Raw genomic sequence first — 15,647 nt, forward strand, 5'->3', positions numbered from 1 at the left:
GGGGGGGGGGGGGGGGGGGGCGGGGGGTGGGGGGGGGGGGGGGGCGCGGGCGGGGGGGGGGGGGCCGGCCCCCCCCCCCCCCCCCCCCGGTCGGGGGGAGGGGGTGTCCGGCGGATCAGGGTCGGACCGGGGTCGGACCCGGGCCCGGCCGTGATCCGCCGGACACCCCCTGGCTCGGCCGCGGCCGTCAGGCGCGGACGCCGCGGGCTGCCAGCATCTGGGCCGCCTTCCCGGCGGTTCCGGCCTGGTGGAGCTCGTCGTCCGTGATCTCGACGCCGAAGCGCCGGCTCAGGTCGACGGCCACCTCGACCAGGACGAGGGAGTCGTAGCCGAGCATTTCGAAGTTGGTCTCGGGGGTGGTGTGGGCCGGCGCCTCGTACTTCGCGATGAGCACGTCGAGGATGACCTCGGTGAGGACGGTGACCGGGTTGGCGGCGGTGAGCGTGGTGATGCTCATGGGGATCTCCTTCGTGGAACGGACGTCTGAATGAGGGATGCTGCGGTCAGCAGGCGATGATCTCGGGCCAGGTCAGGGCTGCCGAGCCCCAGGTGAGGCCGCCACCGAAGGCGGTGAGGAGCACCCGGTCGCCGGGGGCGATGGTGCCGGCGGACGAGGCTTCGGCGAGGGCCAGCGGGATGGAGGCGGCGGAGGTGTTCCCGACCCGGTCGATGTTGATCACCGCGCGGTCGGCCTCGATGCCGATCTGCTCGGCGACGGCCCGCAGGATGCGGATGTTCGCCTGGTGGCCGACCAGGTGGTCGACGCTGTCGACGGGCCAGCCGATGCGGTCCAGGAGGGTGGCGGAGGACTCGCTCATCCGGCGGACGGCGCTGGCGAAGACCTTCTTGCCCTGCATGGTGAAGTAGCGGCCGTCGTCGCCGGGTTCCTGGTGCGTGGCCCGCTGGCGGGAGCCGCCGTCGGGGATGCAGATCAGGTCCTTGTCGGTGCCGTCGGAGCCGAGGTCGAATCCGGCGAAGGCGCCGGGCTGGCCCGCCTCTCCGCGGCGCAGGACCGCGGCACCGGCGCCGTCGCCGAAGATGACGGAGGTGGTGCGGTCCTGCGGGTTCAGGATGGTGGAGTAGGTCTCGGCCCCGATGACCAGGGCGGTCTCGACCCGCCCGGCCAGTACGGCGTTCGCGGCCACTTCGAGGGCGTACACGAAGCCGGAGCACACCGCCGAGATGTCGTAGGCGGCGGCCCGGGAGAGGCCGAGGCGGGCGGCGACGTCGGGGGCGGTGGCGGGGCACGGGTGGTCGGGCGTGGTGGTGGCCAGTACGACGAGGTCGACATCGGCTCCGATGTCCAGGCCAGCCGACTTCAGCGCGCGGTGCCCCGCCTCGGTGGCGAGGTCTCCGGTGGACTGACCGGTGTCGGCCCACCGACGCTGGCGGATCCCGGTCCGGGTGCGGATCCATTCGTCGGAGGTGTCGAATCGGTCGGCGAGCTCTTCGTTGGACACCCGCCGAGGCGGAAGGTAGGTGCCAAGTCCTCCAAGAACGGCCGCAGGCATGGGGATCCTCCAGTAGGTGTGGGTGGGAGCGGACGGGGCCGGGCGGCCCAGCGGCTGGGCATCCGGCCCCGTCCGCCGCTCGTTTGGTCCGCGGGACCTCAGGCCGCGATGCGGTCCAGCTCGTTGGTGGTGTCGAGCTGGGCGTACTCCTCCTGGGCCCGCTCGATGGCCTCGTCGATGCTCAGGACCGGGCGGATGCCGTAGATGTCGATGATCTTCTGGAGGCGCTCCGGGATGGTCCCGCCGACGCTGTGGTACGGGATGTTGAGCTCGTCGAGGGTCTTGAGCATCAGCTCGTCGGCGAGCGAGCGGAAGCGCTCGTTCACGGGCCGGTGGCCGTCCGCGACCAGCGGGAACTCGATGGGCAGGTGGACGAAGGAGTCGTAGGCCGCCTTGGCGTGCTGCTTGGCCGGGACGGCCATCTGCTCCAGCACCTTGCCGTAGAACCGGACCTCTTCGCTGACCTCGACGGTCTCCAGGTTCACGGACTCGTTCGGGTTGATGCCGACGAGGACGCGGACGGTGCCGTACGCCCACTCGTGCAGCGAGGAGCCGTCGGAGACGAAACCGTGCGGCAGGTGCGACTCGTTGACCGCGCGCTCCTGGTTGCGGCGCATGATCAGCATGATCAGCTCGGCCGGGGTGCACTCCTCCAGCGTCTTGCCGGGGATGGAGATGGGCAGCAGCTCCCGCATGGTCTTCGCGGAGGAGCGCGGCAGGCCGGTGAGGTGCGCGACGGCCATGGTGGTGAGGGTCTTGCCGACGGAGTAGGTACCGGCGATGGCGAGCTTCATGATCGTTCCTCGAATGTGTGTGAAGTGAAGTGGGGTGAAGCGGTGATCAAGCAAGAAAGGGGGTGCCGCGGGGCGGGTCAGCCGGGGAGGCGGTGCGCCACCGAGCAGATGACGCTCACTCCCGCGAGTTCCGCGGCGATGTCGGCCCGGCGCCAGGTGTCGCCGTGGCGGGTGGTGAGCCGGGTGGCGTCGCGCAGTTCGGCCGCGACCGGGTGCGCTCCGCCGTCCGGCGTGGTCAGCGGGCGGTGCGGGGAGGAGGCCTCCAGCAGGGTGGAGCGCATCCAGAGGGTGTCGGAGTCGGCACGGCTGACCCCGTCCAGTTCGTAGAGCAGTACCTGGCCGAGCTGGAGGGCGACGACGAAGGCGTCGACCAGTCCGGCGGACGGCTGGTGGCCTCCCTCGGTCCCGGAGCCCGGCGCGGCGGCCAGGTCCCATGCGGTCAGCCGGGCGAGGGCGGTGGCGCTGTCCCGGCCGGGGGCGACGCGCACGTCCTCGACGCTCTGCCGGCGCTGACGGTACGCATCGCCGAAGGGGCGGTCGGCCGCCCCGGTGAGGGGCGGGCGGGCCGGTGCGCGGCGTACGTCCGGGTGGTCGAGCTCGACCCGGATCGTCAGGGCGCCGACGGTGGCGTCCACGACGGACACGGTCCGGCCCGGGTCGGGCGAGGGCTGTTCGCCGCCGAGGCGGGCGGCGACCGGGATGGCGGTCAGGTCGTCCTCGACCGGTACGGCGCCGGCCTTGATCCGGGCCCGGCGCAGCCAGGAGCCGCGGAAGTCCTCCTCGCCGAGGCCCCGGTGCTCGGCCAGCAGGGCCTCGGTGAGCTGTACGCCCAGGAGCAGGACGTCGATGGTGGAGAGGTGGGGCTTCTGGTCGACGTCGCCCTTGCGGGACCAGTCGGCGGGGTAGGTGACGGCCGCGGTGCCGGTCAGGGTGGGGGTGGTGTCCCCGGCGGCGGCGTCCTGGCCGTGGGTGATGCCGGTCAGCCGGTGCTGGGCGCGCTTGTAGCCTTCGCCGAAGAAGCGGCGCTCGGGAGCACCGAGGTAGTCCGACACGTTGTCGAGGTGCAGGGGGTCGCGGGTCGCGTTGCTCTCGGATGCGGCCAGGATCGCCATCGGGGTCCTTCCTTCCTTTGTGCCGTGTGGGGCGGGGATGGGGCGGGGGGCTACTTGGCGCCGACGAGGGTGCGCTCGTCGGCCGTCTCCTGGATCGGCTCCGGGGCGACCGGGGCTTCCGCGGGCTTGTCGGCCTTCAGGAAGAGGGCGACCAGCAGGGCTCCGCCGAGGACGATCAGGCCGTCGACGAACATTCCGAAGGTGGTGCCGGTCAGGACGCCGGCCACCGAGGCGACTCCGTCGGTGAGGTCCCCGTACTGCGAGGCGGCGACGGCGGACATGATCGGGATGCCGAGCGTGAAGCCGATCTGCTGGGTCATGGTGGCCAGGCCGGTCGCCAGGCCCTGCTCGCTGTCGTCGATGCCGGAGGTGGCGGTGACGGAGTAGGCGACGATGGCGAGGACGTGGCCGAAGCCGCCGACGAAGGTGGTGATCAGGATGGCGACGATGCCGGCGGTCTTGTTCTCACCGAGCCAGAAGAGGACACCGGTCATGACGGCCTGGATGACCAGGCCGAGGACCAGGCCGCCCTTGGCGCCGGTACGGGCGAGGATCTTCGAGGCGAAGGTGCCGCCGAGGAAGGCGCCGAGGCCGAGGAAGCCGAACATCAAACCGGTCTGGAAGGCGGTGAGTTCGAGCACCTGCTGCATGTACAGGGTGAGCAGGAAGGAGAGGGCGGACTCCATCGAGAAGGTGACCAGGCCGCCCAGGTTGCCCCACTTGACGGAGTTGGACTTCAGGATGGCCACCGGGGCCAGCGGCGCGGCGGACTTCAGCTCGATCAGGTAGAAGGCGACGAGCAGGACCGCGGCGAGCAGCAGGGTGCCCCAGGTCTGCGGCGCGGCCCAGCCGTTGCGCTCGATGCCGGTGATGCCGAAGACGAAGGCGAGCAGGCCGCCGGTCACGGTGATCGCACCGGGGACGTCCAGCTTGGGGCGGGAGTCGGAGACCGAATCGGAGATCACGGCGATACCGGCGACGAACAGGACGACACCGACCGGGACGTTGATGAAGAAGTCCCAGCGCCAGGACAGCAGATCGGTGAGGACACCGCCGAGAATCGCGCCGGAGGCGAATCCCAGGGAAAGCAGCGCGCCGTTGAGGCCGAGCGCCTTGGTCCGCAGCGGACCCTCTTCGAAACTCGTGGTGATCAATGCCATTCCTGACGGAGTGACGATGGCGGTCGCCAGGCCCTGCGCGATGCGCGCGGCGAGCATGACCTCAGGGCTCGTGGCGAGTCCACCGATCAGGGAAGAGACGGTCAGAAGCGCCATTCCGGCGAGGAAGAGCTTCTTCCGGCCGATGATGTCGCCGATGCGGCCGAAGAGGAGCATGAATCCGGCGGCGGTCAGTGCGAATGCGGATACGACCCACTGGAGGCTGTCGATTCCGAATCCGAGATCGTCGCCGATCTTCGGGAGGGCGACGGTCAGGATCGAGAAGTCGACGGCGAACATGAACTGGGCGCCGAGAAGGACGAGGAGGATCGTCTTCTGCTTGCCCGTCATGCGGGGGGAATTCGGGGAGGTTGTCTTGGACATGTGAAGAGCTTCGTGCTTCGCAAGAAGATCAACCAGTGCGCGGGCAACATAGTGCCGGTGCCAACAGGATGTCCGGACGGCCGTGGTCGGGTGACGTCAGCTCAGCGGGTCCCAGACGTGCCCGTCGCCGTCCCGGTCCGCGCGCACCCGGCCGAAGACGACGTCGGCGAAGTGGCCGGCGTAGACCACGGTGCCGGGGGCGGCGGCGTCCTGGAGGAAGGCCGTGCGGGTCCGTACGGCCGCGGCCCGGTCGGCGTCGAAGAACACCGGCCAGTGCGGGTGGGCGACCTGGAGCGGCGAGTGCAGGACGTCTCCCGTGACGATCAGCCGGTCCCCGTCCGGGCCGCCGTCGCCGGCGATGACGTAACTGGCGTGCCCCCCGGTGTGACCGGGGCTCTCCCGCAGGGTGACGCCGGGGAAGACCTCCTCGCCGTCCACGGCCGGCCGGACCCGGTCGTGGAGCACCGCGGGTATCGACCCGGCCCCGCCGCCGCGCCATTCGGCCGTGGAGAGGACGAAGGAGGCCGAGGAGAACAGCGGGCCCCGGTCGGTGCCGAGGAAGGCCCAGCCGACGTGGTCGTCGTGGAGGTGGGTGAAGGCGATGGTGTCGATCTCCGCGGGTGCCCGGCCCGCCTCGGTGAGGGATCCGAGCAGGCCGCCGCCCACCAGCTCGCCCATCGAGGGATGCGTACGGTCGGCCGCCAGCCGGCGCGGCCCGTAGCCGGTGTCGATGAGCAGGGCCCGGTCCTCGTACTCGACGAGCAGGCCCCCGATGGCGGCGACCAGGCAGCCGTCGGCGTCGAGGTGGTCCGGGAAGCCGTCCGTGTCCGCCGCCGTCAGGCCGGGGAACCAGCCGGTCGGGCGGAGCTGGACGAGTCCGTCGGGCAGGTGGGTGAGGCGGTACTGGCCGAAGGTACGGGTGCGGAGCGGGGAGGGCCGGCTGAGTCGCTGCGCCGTCGGGGCCGGTGACATTGGGATGCGCTCTTTTCGCTGGATCGTCGAAACCCGGCGATCACGGGGGCGATCACCGGGTCGTGGGAGGGGTGCGGGGAACAGGGAGGCGGGGCGGGGGCGGGGCTAGGCGGCCGACTGGTGGCGCGATTCCGTCGGGGGTTCGGCAGCGAGCTTCTCGATCAACTGGCGGCCGCTCGTTCCGGGGACCGGGAAGAAGACGGTCAGCCGCAGACCCAGGCGCGCCGTGAAGTCCAGGGTGGTGCGCTTGAGGGAGATCGGCCCGGTCAGCGGGTGCTGGAGGATGTCCACCCCGCAGGCGTCCTCCCGGACGTCCAGGGCGAACCAGTGGTCCGCGAATTCCGGGCTCTCGGCACACAGCCGCTCGATTCCGGAGGCGAGCAGCGGGTCTCCGGGGTATTGGGCCGCGTGGGAGCGGAAACGGGCGACCAGAGTGGGCGCCTCCTGCTCCCAGGAGGGGTACGCGTCACGGGTTTTCGGGTGGAGGAAGAAATCCCGCAGGATGTTCCCGGTGCCGCCGTCCATGGCGAGGAGTTCACGCGCCGACCGGTTCGCGACGGTGATGTCCCAGACGCGATCCGTGATGTAGGCGGGACTGGGCGACCAGTTGTCGACATAGGGCTGCAGGACCCCCGCGTCCGGTGTGGCCGGGGCGACGTTCTGGTCGGGCCGCAGATCCGCCAGACGCCAGACGTATTGGCGCTGCGTGTAATCCAGATTGAGCACACGGGAAATCGAACCCAGCACCTCCGCGGAAACGTTCTCCGCACGTCCCTGTTCGATCCACGTGTACCAGGAAACGCCCACCCCGGCGAGGAGGGCGACTTCTTCGCGGCGCAGTCCCGGTGTCCGCCGCACCCCGGCAACGGGAAGGCCCACTTCGGCCGGTGTGATCTCGGCGCGGCGGGCGATGAGGAACTTGCCCAGCTCTTTCAATTGCTGCGATTGGGACATGGCGAATGGATCCCCCGGGGTTGCGATTGGTCATATGACGGTATCGACACCCGCCGCCGGCCCAACGGCCGCAGGGCCCACTCTGTCAGGTATGGACCTCTTGACGGCTGGTCCAGACCTTTCTAATCTCACCGCAACACTGTGGTGAGCGTGCCATGACAAGCGTGCTCACGGGCGGCGCAGGTCCCACCCCCATGTGGCAGTCGGCCCCACGACTGTCGCGGACCTACGGAGGAGCACCCCTTGAGCACAGCATCCCCACCCCGTACCGGGCGCACCCGGCGCACCCGGTTCTTCACCCGGGTCGCGGCCATCGTGGCCGCCCTGGCCGTGCCCGTCACCGGACTCGTCGCCCTGGCCGGCCCCGCGCAGGCCGCGACCTCCGCGACCTCGACGTACACCAAGGTCTCCGACTGGGGCACCGGCTTCGAGGGCAAGTGGACGGTGAAGAACACCGGCACCACGACCATCACCTCGTGGACCGTCGAGTGGGACTTCCCCGCCGGCACCGCGGTCACCTCGGCCTGGGACGGCACCGTCACCAGCTCCGGCACCCACTGGACCGGCAAGAACGTCGGCTGGAACGGCACCCTCGCCCCCGGCGGCACCGCCAGCTTCGGCTTCAACGGCACCGGCAGCGGCTCCCCCAGCGGCTGCAAGGTCAACGGCGGCTCCTGCGACGGCACCACCCAGCCCGGCGACAACCCGCCCTCCGCCCCCGGCACCCCCACGGCCGGCGGCGTCACGGACACCTCGGTGACCCTGAGCTGGTCGGCGGCCACCGACGACAAGGGCGTCAAGAACTACGACGTCTTCCGCGACGGCGCCAAGATCGCGACCGTCACCGGCACCACCTACACGGACTCCGGCCTGACCAAGGGCACGACGTACGGCTACACCATCACCGCCCGCGACACCATCGACCAGACCGGCCCCTCCTCCGGCAGCCTGTCCGTGACCACCACGGGCGGCACCACCCAGCCCCCGGACCCGGGCGGCAAGGTCAAGCTCGGCTACTTCACCGAGTGGGGCGTCTACGGCCGCAACTACCACGTGAAGAACCTGGTCACCTCGGGCTCCGCCGCGAAGATCACCCACATCAACTACGCCTTCGGCAACGTCCAGAACGGCCAGTGCACCATCGGCGACGCCTACGCCGACTACGACAAGGCCTACACCGCCGACCAGAGCGTCGACGGCGTCGCCGACAACTGGGACCAGCCCCTGCGCGGCAACTTCAACCAGCTCCGCAAGCTCAAGGCCAAGTACCCGGGCATCAAGGTCCTCTGGTCCTTCGGCGGCTGGACCTGGTCCGGCGGCTTCGGCCAGGCCGCGGCCAACCCGGCCGCCTTCGCCCAGTCCTGCTACAACCTGGTCGAGGACCCGCGCTGGGCCGACGTCTTCGACGGCATCGACATCGACTGGGAGTACCCGAACGCCTGCGGCCTGTCCTGCGACACCAGCGGCGCCGCCGCGTTCAAGAACCTGATGTCGGCGCTGCGGGCCAAGTTCGGCGGCTCCAACCTGGTCACCGCCGCGATCTCCGCCGACGGCTCCAACGGCGGCAAGCTCGACCTCGCCGACTACGCGGGCGCCGCCCAGTACGCAGACTTCTACAACGTCATGACGTACGACTTCTTCGGCGCCTGGGACGCCAAGGGCCCGACCGCCCCGCACTCCCCGCTCACCTCGTACGCCGGCATCCCGATCGCCGGCTTCAACTCCGAGGCCGCCATCACCAAGCTCAAGGGCAAGGGCATCCCCGGCTCCAAGCTCAACCTCGGCATCGGCTTCTACGGCCGCGGCTGGACCGGGGTCACCCAGGCCACCCCCGGCGGCACCGCCACCGGACCCGCGCAGGGCACCTACGAGCAGGGCATCGAGGACTACAAGGTCCTCAAGACCAGCTGCCCGACCACCGGCACCGTCGCCGGCACGGCCTACGCCAAGTGCGGCAGCAACTGGTGGAGCTACGACACCCCCGCCACCATCGCCGGGAAGATGACCTGGGCCAAGAACCAGGGCCTCAAGGGAGCCTTCTTCTGGGAGTTCAGCGGCGACACCACCAACGGTGAGCTCGCGAACGCGATCCACACCGGGCTCCAGTAACCCCACGTACGGAAGCCGGGGAGACGGGTCCGCCCCCGTCTCCCCGGCTTCCTCACGTCATGATCCGACTACGCCACGTTGACTCTCTGGCCGGGAGGCGCCGCCTCCAGCCAGGCCAGGAAACCGGTCAGGGCGTCCTCGCTCATGGCCAGCTCCAGGCGGGTCCCCCGGTGGACACAGCCGAGCACGACGGCGTCGGAGAGCAGGGCCAGCTCCTCCTCGCCCTCGGGGGCACGGCGGGCGACGACCTCGATGGAGGCCCGCTCCAGCAGCCGGCGCGGGCGCGGGGAGTAGCTGAAGACGCGGAACCAGTCGATGCGGTCACCGCTGTAGCGCGCGACCCCGTACACCCAGCCCTTGCCGGAGACGTCGGGCTCCTCGGCCACGCCCCAGCGCATGCTGCAGTCGAAGGTGCCGCCGGAACGCTGGATCAGCCTGCGGCGCAGCCCGAAGACAAACAGCCCGATCACCACCAGGGCTACGACCAGGCCGCTCACAAGCAGAGCGAGGAGCATCTTCACCGACCTCCTCGCTCATCGAATACAGACGAAAAACAGACCTGCATCGCCTCAGCCGCGACCCGCTCCGGAAAATTCCGGAACGGACCGCGGCTGAGGTTTCACACTTTTGGTACGGCGCTCAGTGCCCCGCGACCGCGCGCAGACGGACTTCGGCACGCCGCTCGGAGGCAGCGTCGGTGTCCGCCTTGGCGCGCTCCAGTGCCCGCTCCGCGCGCTGGACGTCAATCTCGTCCGCGAGCTCGGCGATCTCGGCCAGCAGGGACAGCTTGTTGTCCGCGAACGAGATGAAACCGCCGTGCACCGCTGCGACGACAGTGTTGCCCTCGCTGGTGCGGATGGTCACAGGGCCCGATTCCAGCACACCGAGAAGCGGCTGGTGACCGGGCATGACGCCGATGTCGCCGGACGTGGTGCGGGCAACAACAAGGGTGGCCTCGCCGGACCAGACATTGCGGTCCGCCGCGACCAGCTCGACGTGCAGCTCAGCAGCCAAGGTGGCTCCTCGGGTCACCACCCGGCGGATCGGCCGGGTGTTGGGTCAAATTCTAATGGGCGTGGGGAGAGGGACGGGACATACCCGCCCCTCTCCGTGAAACCTGTGAAACCGATGCGCTCCTCGCGGAGCGCGCCGGATCAGGAGACGCCCAGCTCCTTGGCGTTGGCCTTCAGGTCCTCGATGCCACCGCACAGGAAGAACGCCTGCTCGGGGAAGTGGTCGTAGTCACCGTCGCAGATCGCGTTGAACGCGGTGATCGACTCCTCCAGCGGAACGTCCGAACCGTCCACGCCGGTGAACTGCTTCGCCACGTGGGTGTTCTGCGACAGGAAGCGCTCGACACGACGGGCACGGTGGACAACGAGCTTGTCCTCCTCGCCCAGCTCGTCGATACCGAGGATCGCGATGATGTCCTGGAGGTCCTTGTACTTCTGGAGGATCCCCTTGACGCGCATCGCCGTGGCGTAGTGGTCCGCCGCGATGTACCGCGGGTCGAGGATGCGGGACGTCGAGTCCAGCGGGTCCACGGCCGGGTAGATGCCCTTCTCGGAGATCGGACGGGAGAGAACCGTCGTCGCGTCGAGGTGGGCGAAGGTGGTCGCCGGCGCCGGGTCGGTCAGGTCGTCCGCGGGGACGTAGATCGCCTGCATCGAGGTGATCGAGTGACCACGGGTCGAGGTGATGCGCTCCTGGAGGAGACCCATCTCGTCGGCCAGGTTCGGCTGGTAACCCACCGCGGAGGGCATACGGCCGAGCAGGGTCGACACCTCGGAACCCGCCTGGGTGTACCGGAAGATGTTGTCGATGAAGAACAGCACGTCCTGCTTCTGCACATCGCGGAAGTACTCCGCCATGGTCAGACCGGCAAGCGCGACGCGAAGACGCGTGCCCGGCGGCTCGTCCATCTGGCCGAAGACAAGCGCCGTCTTGTCGATGACGCCCGAGTCGGCCATTTCCTCGATGAGGTCGTTGCCCTCACGGGTACGCTCACCGACGCCCGCGAAGACCGACACACCGTCGTGGTTGTTGGCGACGCGGTAGATCATTTCCTGGATCAGAACGGTCTTGCCGACACCGGCACCACCGAACAGACCGATCTTTCCACCCTTGACGTACGGGGTGAGAAGGTCGATGACCTTGACGCCGGTCTCGAACATCTCCGTCTTCGACTCAAGCTCGTCGAAGCGGGGGGCCTTGCGGTGGATCGGCCAGCGCTCGCCGACGTTGGCGTTCTCCTCGGGGTAGTTCAGCACCTCACCGAGGGTGTTGAACACCTTGCCCTTGGTGAAGTCACCGACGGGGACGGTGATGCCCTCGCCCGTGTCGGTCACCGCGGCCTGGCGGACCAGGCCGTCGGTCGGCTGCATCGAGATGGTACGGACGAGGCCGTCACCCAGGTGCTGCGCGACCTCAAGGGTCAGGGTCTTGAGCTTGCCGTCCTCGGCCGGGTCGGCGACCTGGACCTTGAGGGCGTTGTAGATCTCGGGCATGGCGTCGACGGGGAACTCCACGTCGACGACCGGGCCGATGACCCGGGCGACGCGGCCCGTGGCGGCGGCCGTCTCAACAGTGGTCGTCATTACTTGTCACTCCCCGCGGTCGCGTCAGCCATGGCGCTCGCGCCACCGACGATCTCGCTGATTTCCTGGGTGATTTCGGCCTGGCGGGCCGCGTTGGCAAGCCGGGAGAGGCTCTTGATGAGATCCCCGGCGTTGTCGGTGGCCGACTTCATCGCGCGGCGGCGGGCGGCGTGCTCGGAAGCGGCCGACTGCAGCAGTGCGTTGTAGACACGGCTCTCGACGTAGCGCGGCAGCAGGGCGTCGAGGACGTCCTCCGCCGACGGCTCGAAGTCGAACAGCGGAAGGATCTCGCCCTTCGCGCCGGTCTCCTCCTCTGCCTTCTCAAGGCTGAGCGGCAGCATCCGGCCGTCGACCGCGTTCTGCGTCATCATCGACACGAATTCCGTGTAGACGATGTGCAGCTCGTCGACGCCACCCTCGGCCGTGTCCAGCTGGATGGCCTCGATCAGCGGTCCGGCGACGCGCTTGGCGTCGGCGTAGGCCGGGCTGTCGGTGAAGCCGGTCCACGAATCCGCGACCTTGCGCTCGCGGAAGCCGTAGTAGGCGACACCCTTACGGCCGACGATGTACGTGTCGACCTCCTTGCCCTCCCCGCGCAGCCGCTCGGTGAGCCGCTCCGCCTGCTTGATGGCGTTCGAGGAGTAGCCGCCGGCCAGACCGCGGTCGCTCGTGATGAGCAGGACCGCGGCGCGCACCGGCGCCTCGACCTCGGTCGTCAGGGCGTGCTTGGTGTTCGAACCGGTCGCCACCGCGGTCACCGCACGGGTGAGCTCGGTCGCGTACGGCATCGATGCCGCCACCTTGCGCTGCGCCTTGACGATGCGCGAGGCGGCGATCATCTCCATCGCCTTGGTGATCTTCTTGGTCGCCGTGACGGCACGGATACGACGCTTGTAGACCCGGAGCTGCGCTCCCATGAGTCAGCTTCCTTCCGTCGTCACTTGGAGACGTTGACGGCCGGCGCGTCCTCGCCCAGGAGCTTGCCGTCCGAGGTCTCGAACTGGCGCTTGAAGCCGGCGATGGCGTCAGCGATGGACGTCAGGGTGTCGTCCGACATCTTGCCGCCGTCGGAGATCGAGGTGAGGAGGTCCTTGCGCTCACGGCGCAGGTGCTCCAGCAGCTCGGACTCGAAGCGACGGATGTCGTTGACCGGGACATCGTCCATCTTGCCGGTGGTACCGGCCCAGACGGAGATGACCTGCTCCTCGACGGGCATCGGCTGGTACTGGCCCTGCTTCAGCAGCTCGACCAGACGCTTGCCGCGCTCCAGCGAGGCCTTCGACGCGGCGTCCAGGTCGGAACCGAAGGCGGCGAACGCCTCCAGCTCGCGGTACTGGGCGAGGTCCAGGCGCAGACGGCCGGAAACCTGCTTCATGGCCTTGTGCTGGGCGGAGCCACCGACGCGGGAGACCGAGATACCGACGTTCAGCGCCGGGCGCTGGCCCGCGTTGAACAGGTCGGACTCCAGGAAGCACTGGCCGTCGGTGATGGAGATGACGTTGGTCGGGATGAACGCCGACACGTCGTTCGCCTTGGTCTCGACGATCGGCAGACCGGTCATCGAACCGGCACCCATGTCGTCGGACAGCTTCGCGCAGCGCTCCAGCAGACGGGAGTGCAGGTAGAAGACGTCACCCGGGTAGGCCTCACGGCCCGGCGGGCGGCGCAGCAGCAGCGACACGGCGCGGTAGGCGTCGGCCTGCTTCGACAGGTCGTCGAAGATGATCAGGACGTGCTTGCCGGCGTACATCCAGTGCTGGCCGATGGCGGAACCGGTGTAGGGCGCCAGGTACTTGAAGCCGGCCGGGTCGGACGCCGGGGCGGCGACGATCGTCGTGTACTCCAGGGCGCCCGCGTCTTCCAGGGCACCGCGGACCGACGCGATGGTCGAGCCCTTCTGGCCGATGGCGACGTAGATGCAGCGGACCTGCTTGTTCACGTCACCCGAGCGCCAGTTGTCGCGCTGGTTGATGATCGTGTCGACGGCCAGAGCGGTCTTGCCGGTCTGACGGTCGCCGATGATCAGCTGACGCTGGCCGCGGCCGATCGGCACCATCGCGTCGATGGCCTTGTAGCCGGTCTGCATGGGCTCGTGGACCGACTTGCGGACCATGACGCCCGGGGCCTGCAGTTCGAGCGCGCGGCGGCCTTCGGTCGCGATCTCGCCGAGACCGTCGATCGGGTTGCCGAGCGGGTCGACGACGCGGCCGAGGTAGCCCTCGCCGACGCCGACGGAGAGAACCTCACCGGTGCGCTGCACCGGCTGGCCCTCCTCGATGCCGCTGAACTCGCCGAGGACGACCGCACCGATCTCGCGCTCCTCAAGGTTGAGGGCGAGACCGAGGGTGCCGTCCTCGAACTTCAGCAGCTCGTTCGCCATGGCGGAGGGCAGGCCCTCCACCTTCGCGATGCCGTCGCCGGCAACGCTGACCGTTCCGACCTCCTCGCGCGAGGCCGCGTCCGGCTGGTACGACTGGACAAAGTTCTCCAGTGCGTCCCGGATCTCCTCCGGCCGGATCGTGAGCTCCGCCATCTGGGTTCCCTGCTCTCCTTGTTGGGCCTGAAGCTTCTTAGGGGTCTGGGGGCGACCCCCAGGAATCTTCTGCAAGTTCTGCACGGCCCAACCGGGCCGCTAGGAATGCTTTTGTTCTGTTGCTGGCTGGTCAGCCGGCCATGCGACGGGACGCCTCGGTGAGACGCTCCGCGATGGTGCCGTCGATGACCTCGTCACCGACACGGACCACGATCCCGCCGAGGACCGTGGGGTCCACGTCGAGGTTCAGGTGCATCTGGCGGCCGTACAGCTTGGCCAGCACCGCGCCGAGACGCGCCTTCTGCACGTCGCTGAGCGGAACCGCGCTGGTCACGGTGGCGACCATGCGGTCACGGCGCTCGGCGGCGAGCTTGGAGAGGGACTCGAGTCCCGCTTCCAGGCTACGTCCACGCGGGTGCGTGACGAGACGCGTGACCAGACGCTCGCTGACGGCGTTCGCCTTGCCGCCGAGCAGGCTGCCCAGCAGCGTGCTCTTGGCGGAGGCGGTGGCCGCCCGGTCGGTCAGCGCGGCGCGCAGCTCGGTGTTCGAGGCGACGATCCGGCCGAAGCGGAACAGCTCGTCCTCGACGTCGTCGAGCGCGCCGCCCTGCTGGGCCGCCGTGAGGTCGGCGGTGGCCGCCAGCTCCTCCAGCGAGTCCACCAGGTCGCGGGACTGCGACCAGCGGGACCGGGCCATGCCCGACACCAGGTCGAGGGTCTCCCCGCCCACCTGGCCGGACAGCAGTCGGCTCACCAGCTCGGCCTTGGCCTCGCCGGACTGCGCCGGGTCCGTGATGACCCGACGCAGCGAGACCTCACGGTCGAGCAGCGCGGTGACGGCTGCCAGCTCACCGGCGAGCTTCGCCGCGTCGACGGACGTGTTGTCCGTCAGCGCGTCGAGACGCTCGCGCGCGGAGGCCAGCGCCTCGCGGCTCGCTCCGTTCATCGGGCCGCCTCGGCCTTCTCCTCGAGCTCGCTGAGGAAGCGGTCGATCGTGCGGCTCTGCCGGGCGTGGTCCTCAAGGGACTCGCCGACGAGCTTGCCGGCCAGGTCGGTGGCGAGCTTGCCCACGTCCTGGCGCAGCGCCTGAGAGGCGGCCTTGCGGTCCGCCGCGATCTGGGCGTGGCCTGCAGCGATGATCTCCTCACGCTGCCGCTGGCCCTCTGCGCGCAGTTCTTCCTTCAGCGCAGTGCCCTGCTCCAGCGCTTCCTGGCGCAGGCGCGCGGCCTCGTGCCGGGCCTCGGCGAGCTGGGCCTTGTACTGCTCCAGCACGCTCTGAGCCTCGGTCTGAGCGGCCTCAGCCTTCTCGATACCGCCCTCGATCGCCGCGTGGCGCTCGTCCAGAACCTTGTTGATGTTCGGGAGGAGCTTCTTCGCGAGGAAACCGAAGACGATGACGAAGGCGATCAGACCGATGACGAGCTCGGGGATCGGCGGGATGAGGGGGTTTTCCACCTCAGCCGCGAGAACCAGGAGGTTCACATCAGTGCCTTTCGTCTAGTGGGCTGTTCGTCGAGACCGAGG

General features: G+C 69.4%; 15 protein-coding genes. 1 reads left to right on the plus strand and 14 read right to left on the minus strand.

Going from position 1 to position 15,647, the window contains the following annotated elements; genetic code table 11:
- Positions 1-187: 187 nt before the first annotated feature.
- The 7 genes from ACGFYU_RS35175 to ACGFYU_RS35205 all read right to left on the minus strand — a co-directional run bounded on the left by ACGFYU_RS35175 (position 188) and on the right by ACGFYU_RS35205 (position 6,884).
- The gene (locus ACGFYU_RS35175; protein WP_393831375.1) at positions 188-457 is read right to left on the minus strand and encodes an acyl carrier protein; all 270 of its coding nucleotides are present in this window, start codon (positions 455-457) and stop codon (positions 188-190) included.
- Between the two features lie 46 nt (positions 458-503).
- Positions 504-1,511 (minus strand): beta-ketoacyl-ACP synthase III, encoded by a 1,008-nt coding sequence (locus tag ACGFYU_RS35180; protein WP_393831376.1) that lies wholly within the window; start codon positions 1,509-1,511, stop codon positions 504-506.
- 98 nt (positions 1,512-1,609) lie between these two features.
- Positions 1,610-2,305, minus strand: a complete 696-nt coding sequence (locus ACGFYU_RS35185; protein WP_393831377.1) for an AAA family ATPase — start codon at positions 2,303-2,305, stop codon at positions 1,610-1,612.
- A 77-nt stretch (positions 2,306-2,382) separates the two neighbouring features.
- The gene (locus tag ACGFYU_RS35190; RefSeq protein WP_393831378.1) at positions 2,383-3,417 is read right to left on the minus strand and encodes an AvrD family protein; all 1,035 of its coding nucleotides are present in this window, start codon (positions 3,415-3,417) and stop codon (positions 2,383-2,385) included.
- Positions 3,418-3,467: 50 nt separating this feature from the next.
- A complete protein-coding gene (locus ACGFYU_RS35195) occupies positions 3,468-4,958 on the minus strand; it encodes an MFS transporter (RefSeq protein WP_393831379.1) in 1,491 nt (496 codons plus the stop codon).
- Positions 4,959-5,054: 96 nt separating this feature from the next.
- Entirely contained in the window at positions 5,055-5,930 is an 876-nt protein-coding gene (locus ACGFYU_RS35200) for an MBL fold metallo-hydrolase (protein ID WP_393831380.1), read from the minus strand.
- A 105-nt stretch (positions 5,931-6,035) separates the two neighbouring features.
- Positions 6,036-6,884 carry a helix-turn-helix domain-containing protein gene (locus ACGFYU_RS35205; protein ID WP_393831381.1) on the minus strand — a complete coding sequence of 283 codons (849 nt, stop codon included), beginning with the start codon at positions 6,882-6,884 and terminating at the stop codon, positions 6,036-6,038.
- Between the two features lie 243 nt (positions 6,885-7,127).
- Between ACGFYU_RS35205 and ACGFYU_RS35210 the strand changes: the two genes are divergently transcribed.
- Positions 7,128-8,993 (plus strand): glycosyl hydrolase family 18 protein, encoded by a 1,866-nt coding sequence (locus ACGFYU_RS35210; protein ID WP_393831382.1) that lies wholly within the window; start codon positions 7,128-7,130, stop codon positions 8,991-8,993.
- A gap of 68 nt (positions 8,994-9,061) precedes the next feature.
- Here the strand turns inward: ACGFYU_RS35210 and ACGFYU_RS35215 are convergent, their stop codons facing one another.
- The 7 genes from ACGFYU_RS35215 to ACGFYU_RS35245 all read right to left on the minus strand — a co-directional run bounded on the left by ACGFYU_RS35215 (position 9,062) and on the right by ACGFYU_RS35245 (position 15,605).
- Complete coding sequence (locus ACGFYU_RS35215) at positions 9,062-9,508, minus strand: DUF2550 domain-containing protein (RefSeq protein ID WP_393831383.1); 447 nt, start codon at positions 9,506-9,508, stop codon at positions 9,062-9,064.
- A gap of 124 nt (positions 9,509-9,632) precedes the next feature.
- Complete coding sequence (locus ACGFYU_RS35220; protein WP_393831384.1) at positions 9,633-10,007, minus strand: F0F1 ATP synthase subunit epsilon; 375 nt, start codon at positions 10,005-10,007, stop codon at positions 9,633-9,635.
- A gap of 140 nt (positions 10,008-10,147) precedes the next feature.
- Complete coding sequence (atpD, locus tag ACGFYU_RS35225) at positions 10,148-11,590, minus strand: F0F1 ATP synthase subunit beta (RefSeq protein WP_393831385.1); 1,443 nt, start codon at positions 11,588-11,590, stop codon at positions 10,148-10,150.
- Positions 11,590-12,507 carry a F0F1 ATP synthase subunit gamma gene (locus ACGFYU_RS35230; protein WP_393831386.1) on the minus strand — a complete coding sequence of 306 codons (918 nt, stop codon included), beginning with the start codon at positions 12,505-12,507 and terminating at the stop codon, positions 11,590-11,592. Before ACGFYU_RS35230 ends, atpD begins: the two co-directional genes overlap by 1 nt.
- A gap of 20 nt (positions 12,508-12,527) precedes the next feature.
- A complete protein-coding gene (gene atpA, locus ACGFYU_RS35235; protein WP_393831387.1) occupies positions 12,528-14,123 on the minus strand; it encodes a F0F1 ATP synthase subunit alpha in 1,596 nt (531 codons plus the stop codon).
- A gap of 130 nt (positions 14,124-14,253) precedes the next feature.
- Complete coding sequence (locus tag ACGFYU_RS35240; RefSeq protein ID WP_393831388.1) at positions 14,254-15,069, minus strand: F0F1 ATP synthase subunit delta; 816 nt, start codon at positions 15,067-15,069, stop codon at positions 14,254-14,256.
- Positions 15,066-15,605, minus strand: coding sequence for a F0F1 ATP synthase subunit B (locus ACGFYU_RS35245; RefSeq protein ID WP_393831389.1), 540 nt, complete (start codon positions 15,603-15,605; stop codon positions 15,066-15,068). Before ACGFYU_RS35245 ends, ACGFYU_RS35240 begins: the two co-directional genes overlap by 4 nt.
- Positions 15,606-15,647 lie beyond the last annotated feature (42 nt).

This window comes from Streptomyces sp. NPDC048337 (genome assembly GCF_043201175.1).
Classification (GTDB): Bacteria; Actinomycetota; Actinomycetes; order Streptomycetales; family Streptomycetaceae; genus Streptomyces.